General features: G+C 54.0%; 19 protein-coding genes. 16 read left to right on the top strand and 3 right to left on the bottom strand.

Translation table 11 applies throughout. The features are described from left to right. Positions 1 to 15 precede the first annotated feature (15 nt). A complete protein-coding gene (locus BOW52_RS01165) occupies positions 16 to 498 on the bottom strand; it encodes a low molecular weight protein-tyrosine-phosphatase (protein ID WP_078482269.1) in 483 nt (160 codons plus the stop codon). A 275-nt stretch (positions 499 to 773) separates the two neighbouring features. Continuing rightward, positions 774 to 1226 carry a pilin gene (locus tag BOW52_RS17845; protein WP_135621908.1) on the bottom strand — a complete coding sequence of 151 codons (453 nt, stop codon included), beginning with the start codon at positions 1224 to 1226 and terminating at the stop codon, positions 774 to 776. A gap of 547 nt (positions 1227 to 1773) precedes the next feature. On the opposite strand from BOW52_RS17845, the gene BOW52_RS01155 reads away from it, so the two are divergent. The 11 genes from BOW52_RS01155 (at position 1774) to BOW52_RS01105 (ending at position 14050) form a co-directional block, all read left to right on the top strand. Further along, on the top strand, positions 1774 to 2208 hold the full coding sequence (locus BOW52_RS01155; protein WP_078482243.1) for a c-type cytochrome: 435 nt from the start codon (positions 1774 to 1776) through the stop codon (positions 2206 to 2208). A 13-nt stretch (positions 2209 to 2221) separates the two neighbouring features. Further along, positions 2222 to 3613 (top strand): cbb3-type cytochrome c oxidase subunit I, encoded by a 1392-nt coding sequence (locus tag BOW52_RS01150; RefSeq protein WP_078482242.1) that lies wholly within the window; start codon positions 2222 to 2224, stop codon positions 3611 to 3613. A gap of 67 nt (positions 3614 to 3680) precedes the next feature. Further along, positions 3681 to 4265 carry a cytochrome c oxidase subunit 3 family protein gene (locus BOW52_RS01145; protein WP_236725596.1) on the top strand — a complete coding sequence of 195 codons (585 nt, stop codon included), beginning with the start codon at positions 3681 to 3683 and terminating at the stop codon, positions 4263 to 4265. A 4-nt stretch (positions 4266 to 4269) separates the two neighbouring features. Continuing rightward, the gene (locus BOW52_RS01140) at positions 4270 to 4542 is read left to right on the top strand and encodes a cytochrome C oxidase subunit IV family protein (protein WP_078482240.1); all 273 of its coding nucleotides are present in this window, start codon (positions 4270 to 4272) and stop codon (positions 4540 to 4542) included. Between the two features lie 9 nt (positions 4543 to 4551). Then, positions 4552 to 5373 (top strand): CbbQ/NirQ/NorQ/GpvN family protein, encoded by an 822-nt coding sequence (locus BOW52_RS01135; RefSeq protein WP_078482239.1) that lies wholly within the window; start codon positions 4552 to 4554, stop codon positions 5371 to 5373. After that, positions 5354 to 5776 (top strand): hypothetical protein, encoded by a 423-nt coding sequence (locus tag BOW52_RS01130; RefSeq protein ID WP_078482238.1) that lies wholly within the window; start codon positions 5354 to 5356, stop codon positions 5774 to 5776. Before BOW52_RS01135 ends, BOW52_RS01130 begins: the two co-directional genes overlap by 20 nt. Beyond that, positions 5773 to 6741 (top strand): 4Fe-4S binding protein, encoded by a 969-nt coding sequence (locus BOW52_RS01125; RefSeq protein WP_236725595.1) that lies wholly within the window; start codon positions 5773 to 5775, stop codon positions 6739 to 6741. Before BOW52_RS01130 ends, BOW52_RS01125 begins: the two co-directional genes overlap by 4 nt. Beyond that, complete coding sequence (locus BOW52_RS01120; protein ID WP_078482236.1) at positions 6741 to 8576, top strand: nitric oxide reductase activation protein NorD; 1836 nt, start codon at positions 6741 to 6743, stop codon at positions 8574 to 8576. The genes BOW52_RS01125 and BOW52_RS01120 overlap by 1 nt, the downstream gene beginning before the upstream one ends. Positions 8577 to 8874: 298 nt before the next feature. Further along, positions 8875 to 9465 carry a c-type cytochrome gene (locus BOW52_RS01115; protein ID WP_078482235.1) on the top strand — a complete coding sequence of 197 codons (591 nt, stop codon included), beginning with the start codon at positions 8875 to 8877 and terminating at the stop codon, positions 9463 to 9465. A gap of 15 nt (positions 9466 to 9480) precedes the next feature. Beyond that, positions 9481 to 10782: an FCSD flavin-binding domain-containing protein gene (locus tag BOW52_RS01110; RefSeq protein WP_078482234.1), complete on the top strand. Its 1302-nt coding sequence runs from the start codon at positions 9481 to 9483 to the stop codon at positions 10780 to 10782. Positions 10783 to 11083: 301 nt separating this feature from the next. Further along, entirely contained in the window at positions 11084 to 14050 is a 2967-nt protein-coding gene (locus tag BOW52_RS01105; RefSeq protein ID WP_078482233.1) for an EAL domain-containing protein, read from the top strand. A gap of 74 nt (positions 14051 to 14124) precedes the next feature. Here BOW52_RS01105 and guaB read toward each other — a convergent pair whose 3' ends face one another. After that, complete coding sequence (gene guaB, locus BOW52_RS01100) at positions 14125 to 15585, bottom strand: IMP dehydrogenase (protein ID WP_078482232.1); 1461 nt, start codon at positions 15583 to 15585, stop codon at positions 14125 to 14127. A gap of 153 nt (positions 15586 to 15738) precedes the next feature. Between guaB and xseA the strand changes: the two genes are divergently transcribed. The 5 genes from xseA (at position 15739) to BOW52_RS01070 (ending at position 20316) form a co-directional block, all read left to right on the top strand. After that, positions 15739 to 17124: an exodeoxyribonuclease VII large subunit gene (xseA, locus tag BOW52_RS01095; RefSeq protein ID WP_236725594.1), complete on the top strand. Its 1386-nt coding sequence runs from the start codon at positions 15739 to 15741 to the stop codon at positions 17122 to 17124. Continuing rightward, on the top strand, positions 17117 to 17926 hold the full coding sequence (locus tag BOW52_RS01090) for a M23 family metallopeptidase (protein WP_078482231.1): 810 nt from the start codon (positions 17117 to 17119) through the stop codon (positions 17924 to 17926). The genes xseA and BOW52_RS01090 overlap by 8 nt, the downstream gene beginning before the upstream one ends. 123 nt (positions 17927 to 18049) lie before the next feature. Next, a complete protein-coding gene (locus BOW52_RS01085) occupies positions 18050 to 18550 on the top strand; it encodes an FKBP-type peptidyl-prolyl cis-trans isomerase (protein ID WP_078482230.1) in 501 nt (166 codons plus the stop codon). Positions 18551 to 18864: 314 nt separating this feature from the next. Continuing rightward, positions 18865 to 19572, top strand: a complete 708-nt coding sequence (locus BOW52_RS17960; protein WP_078482229.1) for a rhomboid family intramembrane serine protease — start codon at positions 18865 to 18867, stop codon at positions 19570 to 19572. 417 nt (positions 19573 to 19989) lie between these two features. Then, complete coding sequence (locus BOW52_RS01070) at positions 19990 to 20316, top strand: hypothetical protein (protein WP_078482228.1); 327 nt, start codon at positions 19990 to 19992, stop codon at positions 20314 to 20316. The last annotated feature ends 45 nt before the right edge of the window (positions 20317 to 20361 follow it).

Below are 20361 nucleotides of genomic sequence, written 5' to 3'. Positions count from 1 at the left end.
ATTATCGAGAGCTACTCACTTCTCGACGCGATTATAGATATCCTTTAACAATCCCTCACTCGCCGCCTCAACCAGGTCGAGCACATGCTCAAAACCGCTGTGACCGCCGTAGTAGGGATCAGGCACCTCAGTTTCACTCACCTGTGGTGCAAACTCGAGAAACATCTTGACCCGGTGTTCCTGACCGGCAGGACAGATCGCAATCAAGTCATCGTAGTTACTGCTATCCATCGCCAGGATGTAGTCGAACTGGTGAAAGTCATCCGGCTTCACCGTTCTCGCCCTGAGCGGACTGAGATCAAAACCTCGTCTACCTGCCGCCTCCTCGGCTCGCCCATCGGGTCCCTTACCAACGTGATAGGCATGCGTGCCCGCAGAGTCGATCTCAATTGACTCCTCTTGGCCATCACGACTCACCAATGAAGTGAAGACACCTTCCGCCGTTGGTGAACGACAGATATTGCCCATGCAAACGAACAAAACACTAACCTTATTCATAAATAACAACCAGTTAAGATACATTCAACCCATATAAAAACGGCTCAATTCTACCCTTAGCGACCTAATTAATACAGATAGTTACGCGATAATTTCGGAAAAGAATTAGAGCACCATTTCCACGAGAAACATCACTGCCTCATCTCACCTGATGCTTCCCGGCGATGGCTTATCAACTACCAGAGCGCAAAGAAAAACCACAAGCATGAACTGCACCTGTGGTTTCCAATGGCGACAGCCAATTATACGCGGTTACTTCAAACCGTTAAAACGCATCAACAGCCTGAGGTAGTGCGGGATATTGCAGGGTAGTTGCCTGGTGTTGAATCGTCATAGACGTAGGTAGCCTGACAGTCACCAGGGGTAGGCGCCCCCTTTTTCTGGAATGAGATGGTGTCTGCAACAGTTGTGACGATATCAAAACCACTCAGATCGACAATCGTTGTACCGATTCCTGCAGAAGTAGGCTGTGCAAACCCATTGCTCACATCAATAGTGCTGGGCCCAATATCCAGAGTTGTCGAGGCACCGGTTGTCTCTTTTGCCAGAGCCAGCGCATGAACCATGTCGGATGAGGCCCTCAAACTTCCCTCCAATCCCTCTACAACCGAAATCCGCGCCTCTTTGTCGAGTTCCATATATTTGGGCACTGCATAGGCCGCCAATATTCCCAAAATAACAATCACAATCACTAACTCGATCAAAGTGAAACCAGTCTGCCTGCTCATGACATTTCCCCCAATTAATAGCAACGTAATAAACACACACTCCCTATATGTATATTAGCAGCTGACCACCTGTTTGGGAGAGCAGGCTATTGATACTGTGAGGCATCGAGGCAGCCATGCCTACCACTGAGCGCTACCGCATCTCTCCAATCTGACGCGTCAAAATTTTCAACTCAGCTTCGACCGCCTCGGTTCATTTCATTCGCTCGTTGCGCACCTCCACTTCGCAGACGCTGTTTCATATGGCATCGTCATACCAGGTTGGCATTCCGACTGCGACACACTCCGCATCAGGGTTCGCACCTTGAAACCCACCGCTACCGTAAACGATACTCACTTAACGAATGTTGATGCCCCCTCATGGACTCGTACACATTTCAGCCTCTAGCCCTCTAAACTCGCTGAGCGATAGCCATAAATACGACCGGCCAGCAGCATTTGTTCCCACTCTGTTTTCTGACCATTGACGTAGGTCAATGCCCTTTGCACGTTGAAAAGGGATAAAGCAGCCTAGCAAAAACAAACGACACTAGAGGGGTGCCAATCAATGAGCGAAACGTTCACAAAATCGATGGCCAGAAACATATTTTATGGAGGGAGTCTCTTCTTCTTCCTGCTGTTTCTGGCTCTAACCTTCGACACCATGGGGTCACTACCCCAGCGAGATAATCGTGAAAACCTTACCCCGCAGGTGGCGTTAGGTAAGACGGTCTGGGAGGAGAATAACTGCATCGGTTGTCACACCCTTCTCGGCGAAGGTGCCTACTTCGCTCCAGAGCTGGGTAACGTCTACACACGCTTTGGCAACAGTAAAGAAGCGATCATCGGCTTCATCAAGAGCCGTCCTGCCGAGGGCATTCCCGGACGCCGCAGCATGCCGCAGTTCAATCTCTCTGATGAGGAGCTAGAGGCTATCGCCGAGTTCCTGAAGTACACCTCAGAGATCAACACTGCTGGCTGGCCGCCAAACATTCAGGGTTAAGGGAGAAATAGAGATGCAATATCAGTCACAATCCGTCGCCAAGCCCTACTTCATTGCGGCTATCGGCCTTTTCATCGGTCAGATCCTTTTCGGTCTGATCCTTGGATTGCAGTATGTCATGGGAGACTTCCTCTTCCCTGAGATCCCCTTCAACGTGGCCCGCATGGTCCACACCAACCTGCTGATCGTCTGGTTACTGTTTGGCTTTATGGGTGCCGCCTACTATCTGGTGCCCGAGGAGTCGGAGACCGAACTGTTCAGTCCTAAACTGGCACTGGGTCTGTTCTGGATCTTCCTCATTGCCGGTGCACTGACCATTCTCGGTTACCTGCTGGTGCCCTACTCGGGTCTGGCACAGATGACCGGCAACGCACTGCTACCCACCATGGGCCGTGAGTTCCTCGAGCAACCAACCATTACCAAGATCGGTATCGTGATTGTTGCCCTTGGCTTCCTCTTCAATATCGCTATGACGGTACTGAAGGGTCGTAAGACAGTCGTCTCGCTGGTGATGCTGATCGGTCTGGTTGGTCTGGCGGTCTTCTTCCTCTTCGCCTTCTACAATCCTGACAACCTGGTCAAGGACAAGTTCTTCTGGTGGTGGACCGTTCACCTCTGGGTAGAGGGCGTCTGGGAGCTGATCCTCGGTTCAATCCTCGCCTTCGTCCTGATCAAGGTCACCGGCGTGGATCGCGAGATCATCGAGAAGTGGCTCTACATCATCATCGCCATGACCCTGATCACCGGCATCGTCGGTACCGGTCACCACTACTTCTGGATCGGAACACCGGAGTACTGGCAGTGGTGGGGCTCAATCTTCTCCGCACTGGAGCCGATTCCCTTCTTCATGATGACCATCTTCGCCTTCAACATGGTGAACAAGCGTCGCCGCGAGCACCCCAACAAGGTTGCAACCCTGTGGGCACTCGGTACTGCGGTCATGGCGTTCCTCGGCGCAGGCGTATGGGGCTTCCTCCACACCCTCGCACCGGTGAACTTCTACACCCACGGTACGCAGATCACAGCAGCACACGGCCACATGGCCTTCTACGGTGCCTACGTGATGATCGTGTTGACGATGATCTCCTACGCGATGCCGATGCTGCGAGGTCGTGCAGCGGCCAACAGCGCCAAATCGCAGGTACTGGAGATGTGGTCGTTCTGGCTGATGACGGTGGCAATCGTCTTCATCACCCTGTTCCTCACCGGTGCTGGCATCCTGCAGGTTTGGCTGCAGCGTCTACCAGAGACAGGGGCGATGTCCTTCATGCAGGCCCAGGACAACATCGCCATCTTCTACTGGCTGCGTGAGATTGCCGGACTGGTCTTCATCGTCGGACTCGGTTGTTATGTTGCCAGCTTCTTTGTTGGCAGCGATGAGGCTGAGGCGACTACCGTTTCATAAAGTTGTACTTTTTGGGGGAGGGCAAGCGCCCTCCCCCATCTTTTTTTCCTCAACAGTAATCCCTAAATTGAACCACACACTAACTCTCAGCAAGCCACCTGCAAGACTACCCGGTGACTTCGCTATCTGGATTTTTATCTTTGCCGAGCTACTGGTTTTTGGCGTCTTTTTTCTCGCCTACGCCTTCACTCGACAGAGCAATATCGAACTCTTCAACACCTACCAACAGCAGCTCAATCAGAGCGCCGGCCTGATCAATACCCTGGCGCTGATCACCAGTAGCTACTTTGTGGTACGTGCCGTTGCTGCGATCCGTGAGGGATCAGCGCAACACTGCAGCCGCTGGCTGTTGGCCGCTATCGCAATGGGTGGAGTGTTTATTGCCGTAAAGGTATTCGAGTATGCACACCACATATCCGAGGGCATCAACCTCAGCACCAATACCTTCTACATGTTCTACCTCTCGCTCACCTTCTTCCATTTCATGCATGTCATCATGGGGATGGTGATACTCGCTGCCGTGCTGCTTAAGGCGCGTCGTGGCGGTTACAGTGCCGATGAACATACCGGTGTCGAAACCGGCGCATCCTACTGGCACATGGTCGATCTGGTCTGGCTGATCCTCTTCCCGCTCATCTATGTGATGCGCTGAGCCGATGATGTCTATACTCAAACCACGCCCCTGTACCGTGATCTGGCTACTGCTGATGGTGTTGACGCTGATCACCTACTCGGCTGCCCCATTCGGCCTGAGTAGCCAGCAGCTGGTACTGGCCGTACTGCTGATTGCGCTGCTCAAGGCGCAGCTGGTGGTCGATTTCTTTATGGGCGTGCGCCACGCGCGTGCTGGCTGGCGACTGCTCATGGGTGGCTACCTACTGCTGCTTGGTGCACTGATCACCAGCGCCTTTCTACTGACAACCGCTTAAGGAGTAACGATGGAAGCCGGTGTTGTTAAGACCCAGGATGAGATCGCACAGGATGATCTGCCCTTCTATAAACATCAGGGCGATGAGGTACGGCTCTTTGAGCACGCCTACAAACATCAGCTACCGGTCCTTATCAAGGGACCGACCGGTTGTGGCAAGACGCGTTTTGTCGCTCACATGGCAGCGCGTCTTGGACGTCCACTCTACACCGTCGCCTGCCACGATGATCTCACCGCCGCCGATCTGGTCGGTCGCTATCTGATTGGTGAGGGCAGCACCTACTGGAGCGACGGCCCCTTGACCCGCGCCGTACGCGAAGGGGCGATCTGCTATCTCGACGAGGTGGTCGAGGCGCGCAAGGACACCACCGTGGTGCTGCATCCCCTCTCCGATGATCGTCGCATCCTGCCGATTGAGCGCACCGGCGAAACACTCGAGGCACCGCCCGGTTTCATGCTGGTGGTCTCCTACAACCCCGGCTACCAGAACCTGCTCAAGGGGATGAAACCCTCCACCCGGCAGCGCTTTGTCGGCATGCGTTTCAGCTATCCCGCTGCCGAGCATGAGAAGGAGATCCTGATCGGCGAGACCGGTATTGATGCCCTGCTCGCCACCCGCCTGGTGGCACTGGCCAACGCACTTCGCTCACTCAAGGATCACGATCTTGAGGAGGCCGCCTCGACCCGTCTGCTGGTCTACACCGCCACCCTGATCAAGGGTGGTTACGAGCCACTGGAGGCGTGTCGCGCCGCACTGGTCGAGCCACTGACCGATGATCTCGAAACCGTCGATGCACTGATGGAAGTGGTCTATGCCACATTCGGACGCTAACGAAGCGCTTACTCCCGACACCTCAGCGCGACGCCTTGCGGTCCTTGCTGAGGTGCTCTATCTATCCAACCTGCTGATCCTGCCCGGCATCGCCTTTCTCTGGCTGCTTTCGCTCTATCTAAAGCACCGCAACTCAGCAGTCCCACTGGCCCGCTGCCACCTGTCGCAGACACTGCGCGCCAGCATCTGGGCCGGACTGCTGCTGGTAATCGTCAGCGTCGCCGTCTTCGCACTGGGTGGTTTTTCTAGCGGTTATACCTGGATGGTAGTGATCCTCTATGTGACCACCTGCCACACCACGCTGGTGCTGCTCGGCATGATCGGTCTCGCCAAGGCAATGGCGGGACGCAACTTCCGCTATCCGCTGATCGGTACAGCCTGTGATGAAGAGGTTGGATCGTGACCCTGCAGCAGAAGCGACTGGCCGTTCGCACGGCATTTTTCGTGCTGTTCGTGGTGGCACCGCCACTCGACATCTTTCGCTTCGACCTGACACTCAACCACTTCATCCTCTTCGGTCAGCCATGGACGCTCGGCCTCACCGCCTTCGTCAATGGCGAGATAGGTGCAGGCGAGGCGGCGTTCAACATCGTAGTGCGCGGCTTTCTGCCAATCGTCATCGGTGCGGTACTGCTGATCGGAACCGCCTGGCGCTACGGTCGGCTCTACTGTGGCTGGCTCTGCCCCCACTTCTCGGTAGTGGAGATGATCAACTCACTGATGCTCAAAGCGAGCGGTAAGCCCACCCTCTGGGAACCAAAATCGCTGCCTGAACAACAACTCAACGGATCACTACTCACACCCGATCAGAAGTACTGGATTCTGGTGATCGTTGCCGTGGTCGGCTTCGCCTTTCTCTGGGCAGTGAGCCTGCTCACCTATCTGCTTCCACCCAAAGAGATCTATACCAACCTGTTTAACGGTGAGCTGACGCGCAATCAGTCGATCTTCATCTTCGCGGCAACCACCGTACTGGCGCTGGAGTTCCTTCTCGCCCGTCACCTCTTCTGTCGCTTCGGCTGTGCCGTGGGGCTGTTTCAGAGTCTCGCCTGGATGGGAAATCGCAAGGCGATGGTGGTCGGCTTCGATAGCCAGAAGGTCTCCAACTGTATCGACTGCAACGCGGCCTGTGATAACGCCTGCCCGATGCGCCTCAAACCGCGCTCAATCAAACGTAAGATGTTTACCTGTACCCAATGCGCCCAGTGTATCGACGCCTGTGATCAGGCACAGGGAAGTCGCGGCAAGGATAACCTGCTGCTCTGGCTTGAGAACGACTGCGCACGTCACATCTCTGAACACGAGTTTGGTCACGCCCCCGATCTACCACGAGACTGTTTCAACAAAAACGACCAGGAGAGCAACTAGTGGAAGAGCACGTCGGTGCACTCTGGCACCGTTTTATCACCCGCGCTGCCTACACCGGTTATCCCGATGCCGCCGTTACACTGAACGAAGTAGCGCGTACGGTCAGCGTACTGTTTCGCGCCCTGGGTGGTGATGGTGCACTGCGTGTCGAGGCGGCCGAGGAGAGCACCAGCAACGCGCGTCGCGGCTGGCTGCAACGTATCGCCAAGGGTGAGGAGAAGATCACCCTGGCGTGGCGTGATGAGCAGGCACTACGTCTGCCCGCCATCATCGATCTCTTTCCCAAACGTGAACTGAATCGAAAACTCTACAGCTGGCTGGCCGCACTGGCAGCGGCCGATGATGAACTCAACAACAGCAACTGGCTACAGCATAATCAGCAGCTGACGCTCAAGACCCTGCAGCGCTATCCCGGCATGCTCGACTACTACACCGAGCTGGTCGCTGCACACATACAACTTCGTCCCGGCATCGACAAACTCCCCCACGAAGAGGCGCAGGTAGAGCAGCTACTACGCCGTGCCTTGCTCGAGCCCGGTAGTGTTGAGTCGCTGCCGGATGAACTGCGTGAGCCTCACCCGGTCCCGCTCTGGCTCCACCCCAACCCACCTCTGACTAATAGCACCACACAATCACCGCGAAGTGATGCCGGAGATGAGAGCAGTGGCGATAGTGAGAAGGCTAAGGGCGAGCAGAAGCGCAAAGCGAAACGAACTGACATGCCGGAGAAGAACCGCGGCCTGATTGCGATGCGCTGGGAGGCGATCTTCGCCCACTCCGAATTTATCAAGGTCGATCGCAGCACCGACGAAGAGGATGATCTTGAGAGCGCTGAACAGATCGCCGATGATCTCGATGAGCTGAGTATCTCCCAGGATAAAACCACCAGCAGCAAACGGATCAAGTTCGATCTAGACCTCCCCTCAGAGGCAAGCGACGACATCAAGCTGGGTGACGGTATCAAGCTGCCAGAGTGGAACTATAAAAAGCGTGAACTACGCGATGATTATTGCCTACTGCAACCAATGGTTGCTGCTGAGGCAGAACCCTGTGAATTACCCCAACATCTACGCCGCAGTGCACGACGGGTTAAAAACCGTTTTCAGCTGCTGGCACCGAGTCGAGTCTGGTTACGGGGGCAGCCCGATGGCAGCGAGATCGATCTCGACGCCTATGAGCGCTTTGCAGCACAGCTCGCCTCAGGCCATGCACAAGGCGACGCTCGCCTCTATCGCGACATGCGCAATGGCGGTCGTGATCTGGCATGTCTACTACTCGCCGATCTCTCACTCTCCACCGATAGCTGGATCGATACCAACCTGCGTATCGTCGATGTGATTCGCGACACCCTGTTCCTCTTCTCTGAAGCACTCAGCTCGATGGATGATCGCTTCGCCCTCTACGGCTTCTCCTCACGCCATCGAGACCATGTCCGCTTTCATACCCTGAAGGAGTTCGATGAGCGCTATAGCGCCAAGGTACGTGGACGACTGGCGGCAATCAGACCGGGCTTCTACACCCGTATGGGTGCCGCGATACGCCACGCCAGCAATCTACTCGAACCACAACCATGCAAGCAGAAACTGCTCCTGCTGCTGACTGACGGAAAGCCGAACGACCTCGATCAGTACGAAGGGCGTTACGGTATCGAAGATACACGCATGGCGATTATCGAAGCACGTCGCAAGGGGCTACGCCCCTTCTGTGTCACCATCGATGAACAGGGAAATGACTACCTGCCCCACCTCTTCGGCCAGGGGGGCTATGTTGTTATTCGCAAGGCCTCTGAACTGCCACAGCGCCTACCCCAGCTCTACCTCAATCTCACTCAATAACTTAATTAGCAAGTAATAAATTACTAACTATCATTCATGCGTCAGCATGACGAAAAGCCTATATATACAGTCTCATCCCAACAACAAATAGGTCATATGACCTATTTATCGTTTATTATTTTGCTCTTGTAAAAACACTTTGAAATGACAGGTCATTTTGTTTTAGACTCCATAGTCATTAGGGACATCCCTAACGACATGAAGGAGCGTAACAACTCACCATACAAACAATAACAATCGATCGATCTGTAGAACCATCAAGTAATAATAATCAACATAAATAATTGACGGAGGATCTATGGTTTCTAAAAAAACCATTCTTACCCCACTACTCGCTGCTGGCGCACTATTAGCCAGTTCATCTGTATTTGCCGCTGGACCAACAGCAGAAACGCTGGCCGGCACCTGTTCAGCCTGTCACGGCTATCAGGGCAACAGCGTCGGCATCATGCCCTCAATCGCTGGTTCTACAGCTGAGTACTTCACCGACACCATGAAGGCGTTCAAGAGCGGCGAACGTAAAGCGACAGTAATGGGGCGTGTTGCCAAGGGTTATAGTGATGAGGATATCGGCAAGATGGCCGGTTACTTCTCCCAGCAAAAACCAGTCGGTATGAAGCAGAGCTTCGATCGTACTGATGCAGCGCTGGGTAAGAAGCTTCACGATGAGTATTGCGAAAAGTGCCATGAAGATGGCGGCCGCAACAATGAAGAAGGTCCGGTTCTCTCCGGACAATCGAAGCTCTACCTCACCTACTCAATGGAAGACTTCAAAATGAGCCACCGCGAGGGGCCGAAGAAGATGTCCAAGAAAGTTAAGAGCATGGTTGAGAAGCATGGCAAAGGCGGCGTTGATGCCGTTCTCAACTACTACGCCAGCCAGCAGTAAGGAGAGCTAAAGATTATGAGTAATTTCAATCGTCGTGATTTTCTTAAAATTTCCGGTGGCCTCGCCGTCGGCGCTACTGTTGTCGGCTGTGCAACCAATCTTGGTGGCGCTGCCAAGGCTCGCGTTGTCGTTGTAGGTGGTGGTGTCGGTGGTGCAACCGCTGCCAAGTACCTCCGCATGATGGATCCAGCAATCCACGTCACCCTTATCGAACCCAACAAGCACTACCACACCTGTTTTATGAGTAACGAGGTACTCTCGGGTGATCGCAGCATCAAGGATATCGAGTTCGGCTACGCCGGTCTCGCTGGCCATGGTGTCAACATCGTGCACGATACCGTTACCGGCATCGATGCCGAGAAACGGATGGTCAAGACCGCCGATGGTGACAGCTTCATGTACGATCGCTGCATCGTCTCACCCGGCATCAGCTTCACATGGGGTGCCATCGAGGGCTATGACGCCAAGGTCGCCGAGAAGATTCCCCACGCCTGGAAGGCGGGTCCTCAGACTGTCACCCTGCGTAAGCAGCTTGAGGCGATGCGCAACGGCGGCACCGTGGTCATCGCTGCACCGACCAATCCGTTCCGCTGTCCTCCTGGGCCCTACGAGCGTGCAAGTCTGATCGCCAAGTACCTGAAGACGCACAAACCGAAGTCGAAGATCATCATTCTCGATCCCAAGGATAAGTTCGCCAAGAAGGGACTGTTCACCCAGGGTTGGAAACGCCTCTACGGCTACGGCACCGACAACAGCCTGATCGAGTGGGTTGGCGGCGCGGCTGGCGGTAAGGTGGAGAGTGTCGAGGCCAACAACATGGTGATCAACTCTCAGGTCGAGAGCATCAAGGCCGATGTGATGAACGTCATCCCACCACAGAAGGCTGGCAAGATCGCCTTCAGTGCTGGGCTGGTCAACAAGAAGGGTTGGTGCCCTGTCGATGTGGCGACCTTCGAGTCACACATCCACAAGGGTGTACATGTACTCGGTGATGCCAGCATCGCTACCAAGATGCCGAAGTCTGGCTACAGTGCCAATATCCAGGCCAAGGCGTGTGCTTCGGCGATTGTTGCCATGCTCAACGAGAAAGAGCCCGGTGTTCCCTCCTACCAGAACACCTGCTACAGCATCGTTGGCGAGAACTACGGTATCTCGGTCGGCATGATCTACAAGTACAGCAAGGCGAAGAACCTGGTTACCCCGATCAAGGGTTCCGGTGGCGTCACTCCAAAGGATGCATCGATGGAGACACTCAAGCGTGAGGCACACTATGCTCACGGTTGGTTCGACAACATTACCCACGATATCTTCGGATAAGGCCGCAACAGCAGTAATGAGCGGGGCTATATGCCCCGCTTTTTTTTGCCCAAAACCTCACTCCTGCCAGCTCAGTCGAGCACTCACCTACCATCACCATCCTCCAAAACAACCAACGTAAAGATTGATAGTTAACCACATGATTAACTTACTTAATCAGTAAGCTTTTCACTCATTATCTACCTACGAGTGAGGATACTAATTTGACTCATTCTCACCTATGATCTGGTGATTAACATTGGTAATTATGTACACCACATCTCGAGAGCTGCTTTAGCCGCAACGACGGTCTGATTGCTGTATGGGAAAACTGCTTTTTAAAATCAAAGGCTGGGCCTGGATCCTCACTGCGGTGTGGTCGGTCGTTATACTCGTCAGCTACTTCTGGAACTCCCATCAGGTTCAATCCCTACTGCTCGATCAGGCCCGCACTGAACTACGTGCCAACTTCTTTAAGGATCAGACCTTCCGTCTCTGGGCCACAAAACACGGTGGCGTCTACGTTCCAGTCACCGAGACACAGAAACCCGACCCCTACGTCGAGTTCCTGCCTGAGCGTGATATTGTCACCTCCTCTGGAAAGACCCTCACCCTGATAAATCCCGCCCTGATGGTGCGCCAGTTCAATGAACTGGCCAAATCCAAGTTCGGAGCCGAGGGACATATCAGTGGAATCAAACCACTCAATCCAATCAATACCGCTGATGAGTGGGAATTCAAGTCTTTCGATATGTTCAAGCGTGGCGCTAAGGAGTTCACTGAAGTCACCAGCATGAACAACGAACCCTACCTACGACTGATTCGTCCCATGCATATGGCGGCCCCCTGCCTCAAGTGTCACGCCCAACAGGGATTTACGGTCGGCGATCTGGCCGGCGGTGTTAGTGTCTCGGTTCCATTGACCCCCATTGAACGCCTCAGAGAGATGCGCATGATCACTCTGGGTGCGGGTCACACATTCATCTGGGTACTGGGTCTAACCGGCATCGGCATCGCCAGACGACAAATCATCACACGGGTGGAAGAACGCGAGCAGATATTTGATTCACTACAGGAGAATGAGGCACGAACCCGTGCCATCGTCTCCAGCTCGCTCGATGCAATTATCACCGCCGACGCCAACGGCATCATCACCGGCTGGAACGAGCAGGCTTCAACCATCTTTGGCTGGTCCGAACAGGATACACTGGGCGAGGTACTCTCCAATCTGATCGTACCCGAACGGCTGCGAGAGGCTCACAACCACGGATTACAGAGAGCCGCAGCAAGCAGCCAGGTACATGAACTCAACCGTCGTGTTGAGGTGGTTGGACTCAACCGCGATGGGCAGGAGTTTCCCGTCGAACTCTCCATCACCACCTTCTATATCGATGGTGAGATCGCCTTTACTGCCTTTATTCGCGACATCTCGGACCGCAAGGCGGCTGAGGAGAAGATCGAACGCGACTACGCATCGCAACAACTAATTGCTTCAGTGCTGGAAACCTCCCTTCAACCCGCCCCCTTTGAGCAACGCCTAGAACAGATTTTACATCAGCTTCTGGCCACCTCCTGGTTAAACCTGCAGGGCAAGGGGGCGGTTTATCTCGTTAATGACAGTGGCGACACACTGGAGATGGCAACCCAGTCCGGCATGCCTGCCAAGACTGTCGAGAAGTGTGCTACCGTTCCTCTCGGAGTCTGTCTTTGTGGTCAGGCTGCCGCCACTGGCGAGGTCATCTACAAGGCGTGCGTCGATGATGACCATCACCGGATCGACTCCGGCTCAGAACAGCATGGTCACTACTGCCTGCCGATCAAGAGTAGTGACCGACTGCTCGGCATACTCACCCTCTACCTCGATCACGACCATCAGCGAAGTGAGGAGGAGATCCAGCTGCTCTCAACCATCAGCCACACCATCGGAGGCATGATTCAACGTAATGAGGCCGAACAGAGCCTGCTGCACAACGCCTACCACGACGACCTGACGGGGCTACCCAATCGGTTACTCTTCATGGATCGCCTTGCGCAGGCGATGGCTCGCCATGAACGCAATCAAGACTACAAATTTGCCGTACTGTTTCTCGATCTCGATCGTTTTAAGGTGATCAACGACAGCCTGGGTCATAGCTTCGGTGACAAACTTTTGGTCAAGGTAGCCAAACGCCTTGAGAGCTGTAGCCGACCAACTGACACCGTTGCACGCCTCGGTGGCGATGAGTTCACCATGCTAATCGAAGGTCCTGAATCGGAACTCGATATCTCACGTGTCACCAGTCGCATCCACTCCGAACTGCGCAATCCCATCGATCTGATTGGTCACGAGATCTTTGCCCCCTGTAGTATCGGTATCGCCTTTGGCAACAGCGACTATAAAGAACCAGAGGAGATCCTTCGAGACGCCGACACCGCGATGTATCGTGCCAAATCGGAGAGCAGCATTCAGACCGTCTTCTTCGATGAGGCGATGCACACCTCTGCCCTCTCCCGCCTCACCATGGAGACCGACCTGCGCCGCGCCTTCGAGAACCAGGAGCTCTCGGTCCACTATCAACCCATTGTCGCCGCAGCCACCGGAGAGATCGAGGGCTTCGAAGCACTGGCACGTTGGCAACGCAGTGATGGCAGCATGGTCTCACCGGTTGAGTTCATACCAGTGGCTGAGGAGACAGGGCTGATCAACGAACTGGGTATGTGGGTACTGCATCAGGCCTGTAAACACACCAAACAGTGGCGCGAAGCACACCCGAAATTCAAAGACCTCTACATCAGCGTCAATCTCTCCGGCAAACAGCTTCTTCAGGCCGATCTGTTTAACTGCATTGAGACGATCTTGTTGGGTGTCGGCTTCGATCCAAGCTGCCTGAGACTGGAGATAACCGAAAGCACCCTGATGGCCGACACCACCGCCAATAACAATCTGCTGACCAAGTTCCGTGACCGTGGATATCGCTTCTATATCGATGATTTCGGCACCGGTTACTCATCACTCAGCTATCTGCACAGCTTCCCCTTTGAGGCGCTCAAGATCGACCGCTCCTTTGTGCTCAATCTCGATCAGGGCAGTGAGCATATCGACATGGTGGAGACCATCGTCGCCATCGCACACAACTTTGGTATGGAGGTAATTGCCGAGGGGGTCGAGACCGAGGCACACCTCAAACAGCTACGAGATCTCGGTTGTGAACGCCTGCAGGGTTATCTCTTCTCTCGTCCACTGCCGCCCGAAGCAGTTTCAGAGCTACTGGCCAATCCGGAAAAGATTGCCATTAAGCAAACCGATTAAACGGACGCATACAAACTCCACACAATAAAAAACGGCCCCGAGGGGCCGTTTCTATTCCCAAACTAGTGACGTCGCTAAACGCGATAGTTAGGCGCTTCCTTTGTGATCTGTACGTCATGGACGTGAGACTCTGAGAGACCCGAATTGGTGATTCGTACAAATTCAGGTTTGGTACGCATCTCCTCAATGGTGGCACAGCCCATGTAACCCATCGATGAACGCAGGCCGCCAAGCAGCTGATGGATAACCGGCTGCATCGATCCCTTGAACGGGACACGACCCTCGATACCCTCGGGTACCAGCTTATCTGCCTCGGTACTCTCCTGGAAGTAACGATCTGACGAACCCTGCGAGCCACCCATCGCTCCGAGAGAACCCATACCTCGGTAGGACTTGTAGGAGCGCCCCTGGAACAGCTCAACCTCGCCCGGCGCCTCTTCGGTACCAGCCAGCATTGAGCCAACCATGATGGTGTAACCGCCGGCGACAACCGCCTTAGCCATATCACCCGAGAAGCGAATACCGCCATCGGCGATCAACGGGACACCCGTACCTTCAAGCGCCTGGGCAACGTTATCAATAGCTGAAATCTGCGGTACACCGACACCGGCAACGATACGGGTGGTACAGATCGAACCGGGACCGATACCAACCTTAACCGCATCGGCACCCGCCTCGACCAGCGCCTTAGCTGCCGCACCAGTGGCAATGTTGCCGCCAATCACCTGCAGACTTGGGAAGTTTTTCTTCACCCATGCAACACGATCGAGTACACCCTGCGAGTGGCCGTGAGCGGTATCGACAACCACCACGTCAACACCGGCGTTGTAGAGCGCTTCGATACGCTCATCGGTACCGGCACCGACACCAACCGCCGCGCCAACACGCAGGCTGCCGTTCTCATCCTTACAGGCGTTGGGCTTGTCGGTCGCCTTCTGAATGTCCTTAACGGTAATCATGCCGCGCAGGTGGAATCCATCATCCACAACCAGCACCTTCTCAATGCGGTGCTCATGCAGCAGCTTCTGTACATCTTCTTTGTTGGCACCCTCTTTAACAGTAACCAGTTGATCCTTAGGGGTCATGATGGTGGAGACCGGCTCGTCGAAGTGGGTCTCGAAACGCATATCACGACTAGTAACGATACCGACCAGGTCCTCGCCATCGACGACAGGCACACCGGAGATCTTCTCTGCGCGGGTCAGCTCGATCAGCTCACCGATGCTCAGGGTGGGTGCTACGGTAATCGGATCCTTGATCACACCACTCTCGAACTTCTTCACCATCCGTACCTGACGCGCCTGTTCATCAGCGGTCATGTTCTTGTGGATGATGCCGATGCCACCCTCCTGGGCCAGGGCGATGGCAAGACGGTGTTCGGTGACGGTGTCCATCGCCGCCGAGAGGATCGGAATATTAAGATTGATACCGCGGGTCAGCTTGGTGCTGAGATCAACATCTTTGGGCAGCACATTGGAGTGTGCGGGAACCAGTAGAACGTCGTCGAATGTGAGGGCTTCCTGGGCGATGCGCATGGTTTCCTGACTCCTTATAAAGCGGTGAATATAAGGGATGGCATTATAGTGACTGGCTGCTGTTCGGTAAACCTGATTTAGACCTTTCTCAGAGAGATTCCAGCCCGTTTCATCGAAAAGCGCCCCTATTCGCCCAGCCGAAGCAGCTCGGGTATGATCGACCGAATGCGTCCAACAGTGCCAAATTCAGCCCCCCAGCGCGGCGAACGGGAGATCTACACCGTCTCGCGCCTCACCCGCGAGGTGCGCATGCTGCTCGAGGGGAGCCTGCCGATGCTCTGGGTCGAGGGGGAGATCTCCAACCTCGCCCAACCCGCCTCGGGCCACATCTACTTCACCCTCAAGGATGCAAACTCGCAGGTCCGCTGTGCGATGTTTCGTAACCGTCGTCAGATGGTCCGCTTCAAGCCGGAAAACGGTATGCAGGTGCAGATCCGCGCCCGTGCTGGGCTCTACGAGGCACGCGGTGAGTTCCAGCTGGTTGCCGAATCAATGCAGGAGGCGGGAGCCGGTGCGCTGCAACGCGAGTTCGAGGCACTGAAACGCAAACTCGCCGCTGAGGGGCTCTTTGATGAAACGAGCAAGATCCCCCTGCCCACCCTGCCGAAACGGATTGGAGTCATCACCTCCCCTACCGGCGCGGCAGTACGCGACATCATCTCGGTGCTAAAACGCCGCTTCCCGGCGATCCCGATCACCATCTATCCGGTCGCGGTTCAGGGTGAGGGCGCCGCGGAGCAGATCGCCGATGCGATCGACACTGCCGTTGATCGCTACGAGTGCGACGTGTTGATCGTCGGTCGCGGTGGCGGCTCGCTCGAGGATCTCTGGGCCTTCAATGAAGAGGTCGTAGCACGCGCCATTTTCGACAGCTCAATCCCGATCGTCAGCGCCGTTGGCCATGAGATCGACTTCACCATCGCCGACTTCGTCGCCGATGTACGCGCCCCGACCCCCTCGGCCGCCGCCGAACTGCTCTCCCCCGACCGGGACGAGATTGAAACCCGTATTGCCATGCTGCAGCGTCGCATCACCGCACGCCATCAGAGTCAGGTCGGGGAGCGTTCACAACGCATCAACTGGCTCGCCAGTCGTCTACAGCGCCTCCATCCGGGACAACAGCTACGCGGCCAGTACCAGCGACTCGATGAGCTATCGATGCGTTTGAGCAATACCGTCCGCGCTCAACTACGCAGTCGCCACGCTCGACTCGATACACTCAACGCACACCTGCAGCGTTATCGGCCACACCACCGCATCGAAACGCTGAGTAACCGGCTCAGCACTACCCGTAGCCGACTCCACACCACCATGCAGCGCCGACTCGAGCAGCAACGCCAGCAGTTCACTGCTGCCGCCCGAGCGCTCGATACCGTCAGCCCACTTGCCACCCTCGATCGTGGCTACGCCATCGTGCGTCGCCAGGATGATCAGCAGATCATTCGTCAGGCCGCAGAGCTACAACCGGGTGAACGTGTGGAGACGAGGCTGTCTAAAGGAAACCTGATATGCACCGTCGAGGAGTGCAACGATGATTAGAGCCCTACTATTTATTGTCACACTCAGCTTTACCACCCTGCTCAGTGCTGCCTCTCTGCCCAAGTCACTGTCGGTACCCGGCGGTGTGGCACTGATCGATATAGCTGCGGCCACCAGCGCCAAGCCCTATGTGAGCTATGCCAAGCGTCGCACCATGGTGGTCGAGTCTGAGGGACGCTGGATGGCTGTAGTCGGTATTCCTCTTTCGGCCAAACTCGGTCAACACAAGGTCACCATCAAGGGCGGCGGCAGCAAAAGCTTCGATGTCTCCCACAAGGAGTATCGCAGCCAGCACCTGACGGTGAAGAACAAGCGCCACGTCAATCCCAACCAGAAGGATCTCGACCGCATCTGGAAAGAGTCGAAGCTGATGAAGGCCGCCTTCACCCACTGGCTCGATCAGGATCAGATTCCGCTCAACTTCGCAGCCCCGGTCGATGGGCCGCGCAGCAGCAGCTTCGGCCTGCGCCGCTTCTTCAACGGTGAACCGCGCAATCCCCATAGCGGTATGGATATCGCAGCGCCCGAAGGCACACCGATCAAGGCGCCCGGCGCAGGTGAAGTAGTACTCACCGGTAACTACTTCTTCAATGGCAACACCGTACTGATCGACCACGGTCAAGGGCTGGTCACCCTCTACTGCCACCTCTCACGTATCGACGTCAAAGCGGGCCAGTGGCTCGGTGAAGGTGATCTGATCGGTGCCGTCGGCAAGACCGGCCGTGTAACCGGCCCCCATTTACACTGGAGCGTCAGCCTCAACAACAACCGCATCGACCCGGCGCTGTTTCTTACCGACTAAGCCAGTCAAACAGCACCGCTAAATGGCGCTAAGCCAGTAGTGGCGGGGGCTGGCGGTTTGGCTTACCTCCAATATCAGCGTATGCTGTTCGACTTTCTTTAATCACTATTTACGGATCACTACATGCAAATCGCCAACAATATGGTCGTCAGCTTCGAGTACACCCTTACCGACAAGGAAGGTAACGTCATCGACTCATCCGAGGGTCGTGAGCCCCTCGCCTACATCCACGGCACCGGCAGCATCATCCCCGGTCTGGAGAAAGAGATGGAAGGCAAGAGCGTCGACCACGAGATGAAGGTCACCGTCTCACCCGAAGAGGGCTACGGCGAGCGTGACGATCAGGCGATTCAGGACATCCCTCGTGATCGTTTCGAGAACGCAGACGAGATCACCGTCGGCATGCAGTTCCACACCCAGAACGAGCAAGGCGTACAGATCGTCACCGTCATCAGCACCACCGATGAGTCAATCCAGGTAGACGCCAACCACCCCCTCGCCGGTGAGACCCTCAGCTTCGATGTGAAGATCGTAGAAGTCCGCGAAGCCAGCCAGGAAGAGCTCGACCACGGCCACATCCACGGACCAGGTGGTCACGATCACGGCGAAGAGGCCGAAGGTTGATAACAGCCTGATCAAAAAGCAGTAACCAAGACACCCCTTTATTGGGGTGTTTTTTTATCACAAATAAAGCTTTAGGCAAAAGGCTAGTGGCAACACACAAGATCTGTCATCGTATACTTCATACCTCAACCGATGACTTGCCAATACTCGTAGAGCTAGGTAACTTAAACACCATCAACAATATCAAAGGAATGAACACAACAAATATGGATACAGCAGAACTCGAATCTTCGACCTACGATAACTATTCGCACAAACATATACTCCCACACAAATATTGCGCGTACAGGACGTAGAACCAAGCCGTTCAGACAATGTTTTTCTTTCCTTATAGAGTAGATCTTTCACTCAACCACATCCCTCTATTAACGATACTACTATCCATTATCTGTATATTCATATACGGAAACCAAGTTTCTAGTGAAGAACTTCTTCACACCAACACTTTAGACTTCTGCACTCATGTAGAGAATAAAAACTTTGACGAAAGCATAAAGCTAATTTCAGGAAACAACTCAACAAACAACTGCGCAAATGTACTGTTAAGCATACATCGTGCTCAGAACAAGTCAGAACACATCAATAAAATAGTAAAAACAGCCAATAACACAGATAACACAATTGACATCGAACAGATTAGAAACGCACTAGTAAACGAGTACTCAGCATTCACAAACACAACGCCATTGACACTAACATCAAGAATTCAATACTCACCAAGTACGTATCATGTGCTCAACATGATTTCAGCATCATTTGCCCACGGTAATATTTACCACTTAATTGGTAACCTAATATTTTTCTACGCATTTGCCGCAAGCATTGAAATCATTGTCGGATGGAAAAAATATCTATTTTCAGTTCTAACATTATGCATTGGGACAAACCTTTCATACTCAATATCCACTATTCACGACAGCAACGCTTTACCAACAATAGGACTATCTGGTGTAGTCATGGGCATGATTGGACTATTCGCATTTCTAATGCCAACAGTCCGAATCAAATGCATACTTTTCTAGGGGAGTCGCTATTTTTGCGAGAGTTTGTTTTGGGCATCCAAGCCCAAGCAAACAGCAAAAACTTCACGCGACCGTTTATGCCTGCGGCGCCTCGCGTCGTTCGCTCTCGCTCTCAACTACGAATAGGCAGACGGCGTCGACTATCGCGGACTAACCGCCTTCGCTTCGCTATCCATGGCGGTCAGCGATTGTATTTATTTTGAAAACCATATCGATACCGGCATGGATACTCGCACTGATATATATTGGATGGGATATTGCTGAACTATATTCGGGAGACAATAACTCCAACACCAACTTTGTCGCCCACATAAGCGGCGCAGTAATTGGCTATCTATTTGGCTCATTTTTATTGAAAAATGAAAAATCAATAACACAAGAACACCTATTCGAAATCAGATATTAATAGGGAATATTATGGGAACTTTCACAGCCTTAGGATTATTACTACTCATCCTACTTGTACCAATAAAGGTAGCTGGTAATTATTTTGAAGCAGAACGCACGGGGTTCGGCTGGTGCTTTCTCGCGATGATACTCGCAAGCGCCTTTATGCAAGCTGGCGAGGAGCTAACCGAATTTGGCGGAATATTAAGTATTTTTCTTTCTGCAGCAGGGTACTCGATGATCATGGGCACAACATATATAAAGGGAATCGCCATCTCAGCATTTCAAACAATCTCAATCATCGTTGGTTTTTCACTATTTGCCTTTTTAGGAGCAGCGAAACTAACCGTTACTTAGTAGAATCAGATACTGAATCAAGGACTTCCGAGCAAGCAGCCCGGA

The organism is Solemya pervernicosa gill symbiont (assembly GCF_002020875.1).
Taxonomy (GTDB): Bacteria; Pseudomonadota; Gammaproteobacteria.
The sequence above is the reverse complement of the archived record's forward strand: the minus strand, read 5'-3'. Positions and strand labels throughout refer to the sequence as shown.

Excerpts from the sequence above, each read along its gene's own strand:
- BOW52_RS01085 (WP_078482230.1), top strand. The coding sequence starts at position 18,050 with ATGCAAATCGCCAACAATATGGTCGTCAGCTTCGAGTACACCCTTACC.
- BOW52_RS17960 (WP_078482229.1), top strand. The coding sequence starts at position 18,865 with ATGTTTTTCTTTCCTTATAGAGTAGATCTTTCACTCAACCACATCCCT.
- BOW52_RS01140 (WP_078482240.1), top strand. The coding sequence starts at position 4,270 with ATGATGTCTATACTCAAACCACGCCCCTGTACCGTGATCTGGCTACTG.
- BOW52_RS01130 (WP_078482238.1), top strand. The coding sequence starts at position 5,354 with ATGCCACATTCGGACGCTAACGAAGCGCTTACTCCCGACACCTCAGCG.
- BOW52_RS01115 (WP_078482235.1), top strand. The coding sequence starts at position 8,875 with ATGGTTTCTAAAAAAACCATTCTTACCCCACTACTCGCTGCTGGCGCA.
- BOW52_RS01090 (WP_078482231.1), top strand. The coding sequence starts at position 17,117 with ATGATTAGAGCCCTACTATTTATTGTCACACTCAGCTTTACCACCCTG.
- BOW52_RS01165 (WP_078482269.1), bottom strand. The coding sequence starts at position 498 with ATGAATAAGGTTAGTGTTTTGTTCGTTTGCATGGGCAATATCTGTCGT.
- BOW52_RS01135 (WP_078482239.1), top strand. The coding sequence starts at position 4,552 with ATGGAAGCCGGTGTTGTTAAGACCCAGGATGAGATCGCACAGGATGAT.
- BOW52_RS01155 (WP_078482243.1), top strand. The coding sequence starts at position 1,774 with ATGAGCGAAACGTTCACAAAATCGATGGCCAGAAACATATTTTATGGA.
- BOW52_RS01105 (WP_078482233.1), top strand. The coding sequence starts at position 11,084 with ATGGGAAAACTGCTTTTTAAAATCAAAGGCTGGGCCTGGATCCTCACT.
- BOW52_RS01070 (WP_078482228.1), top strand. The coding sequence starts at position 19,990 with ATGGGAACTTTCACAGCCTTAGGATTATTACTACTCATCCTACTTGTA.
- BOW52_RS17845 (WP_135621908.1), bottom strand. The coding sequence starts at position 1,226 with ATGAGCAGGCAGACTGGTTTCACTTTGATCGAGTTAGTGATTGTGATT.
- BOW52_RS01110 (WP_078482234.1), top strand. The coding sequence starts at position 9,481 with ATGAGTAATTTCAATCGTCGTGATTTTCTTAAAATTTCCGGTGGCCTC.
- BOW52_RS01150 (WP_078482242.1), top strand. The coding sequence starts at position 2,222 with ATGCAATATCAGTCACAATCCGTCGCCAAGCCCTACTTCATTGCGGCT.
- guaB (WP_078482232.1), bottom strand. The coding sequence starts at position 15,585 with ATGCGCATCGCCCAGGAAGCCCTCACATTCGACGACGTTCTACTGGTT.
- xseA (WP_236725594.1), top strand. The coding sequence starts at position 15,739 with ATGATCGACCGAATGCGTCCAACAGTGCCAAATTCAGCCCCCCAGCGC.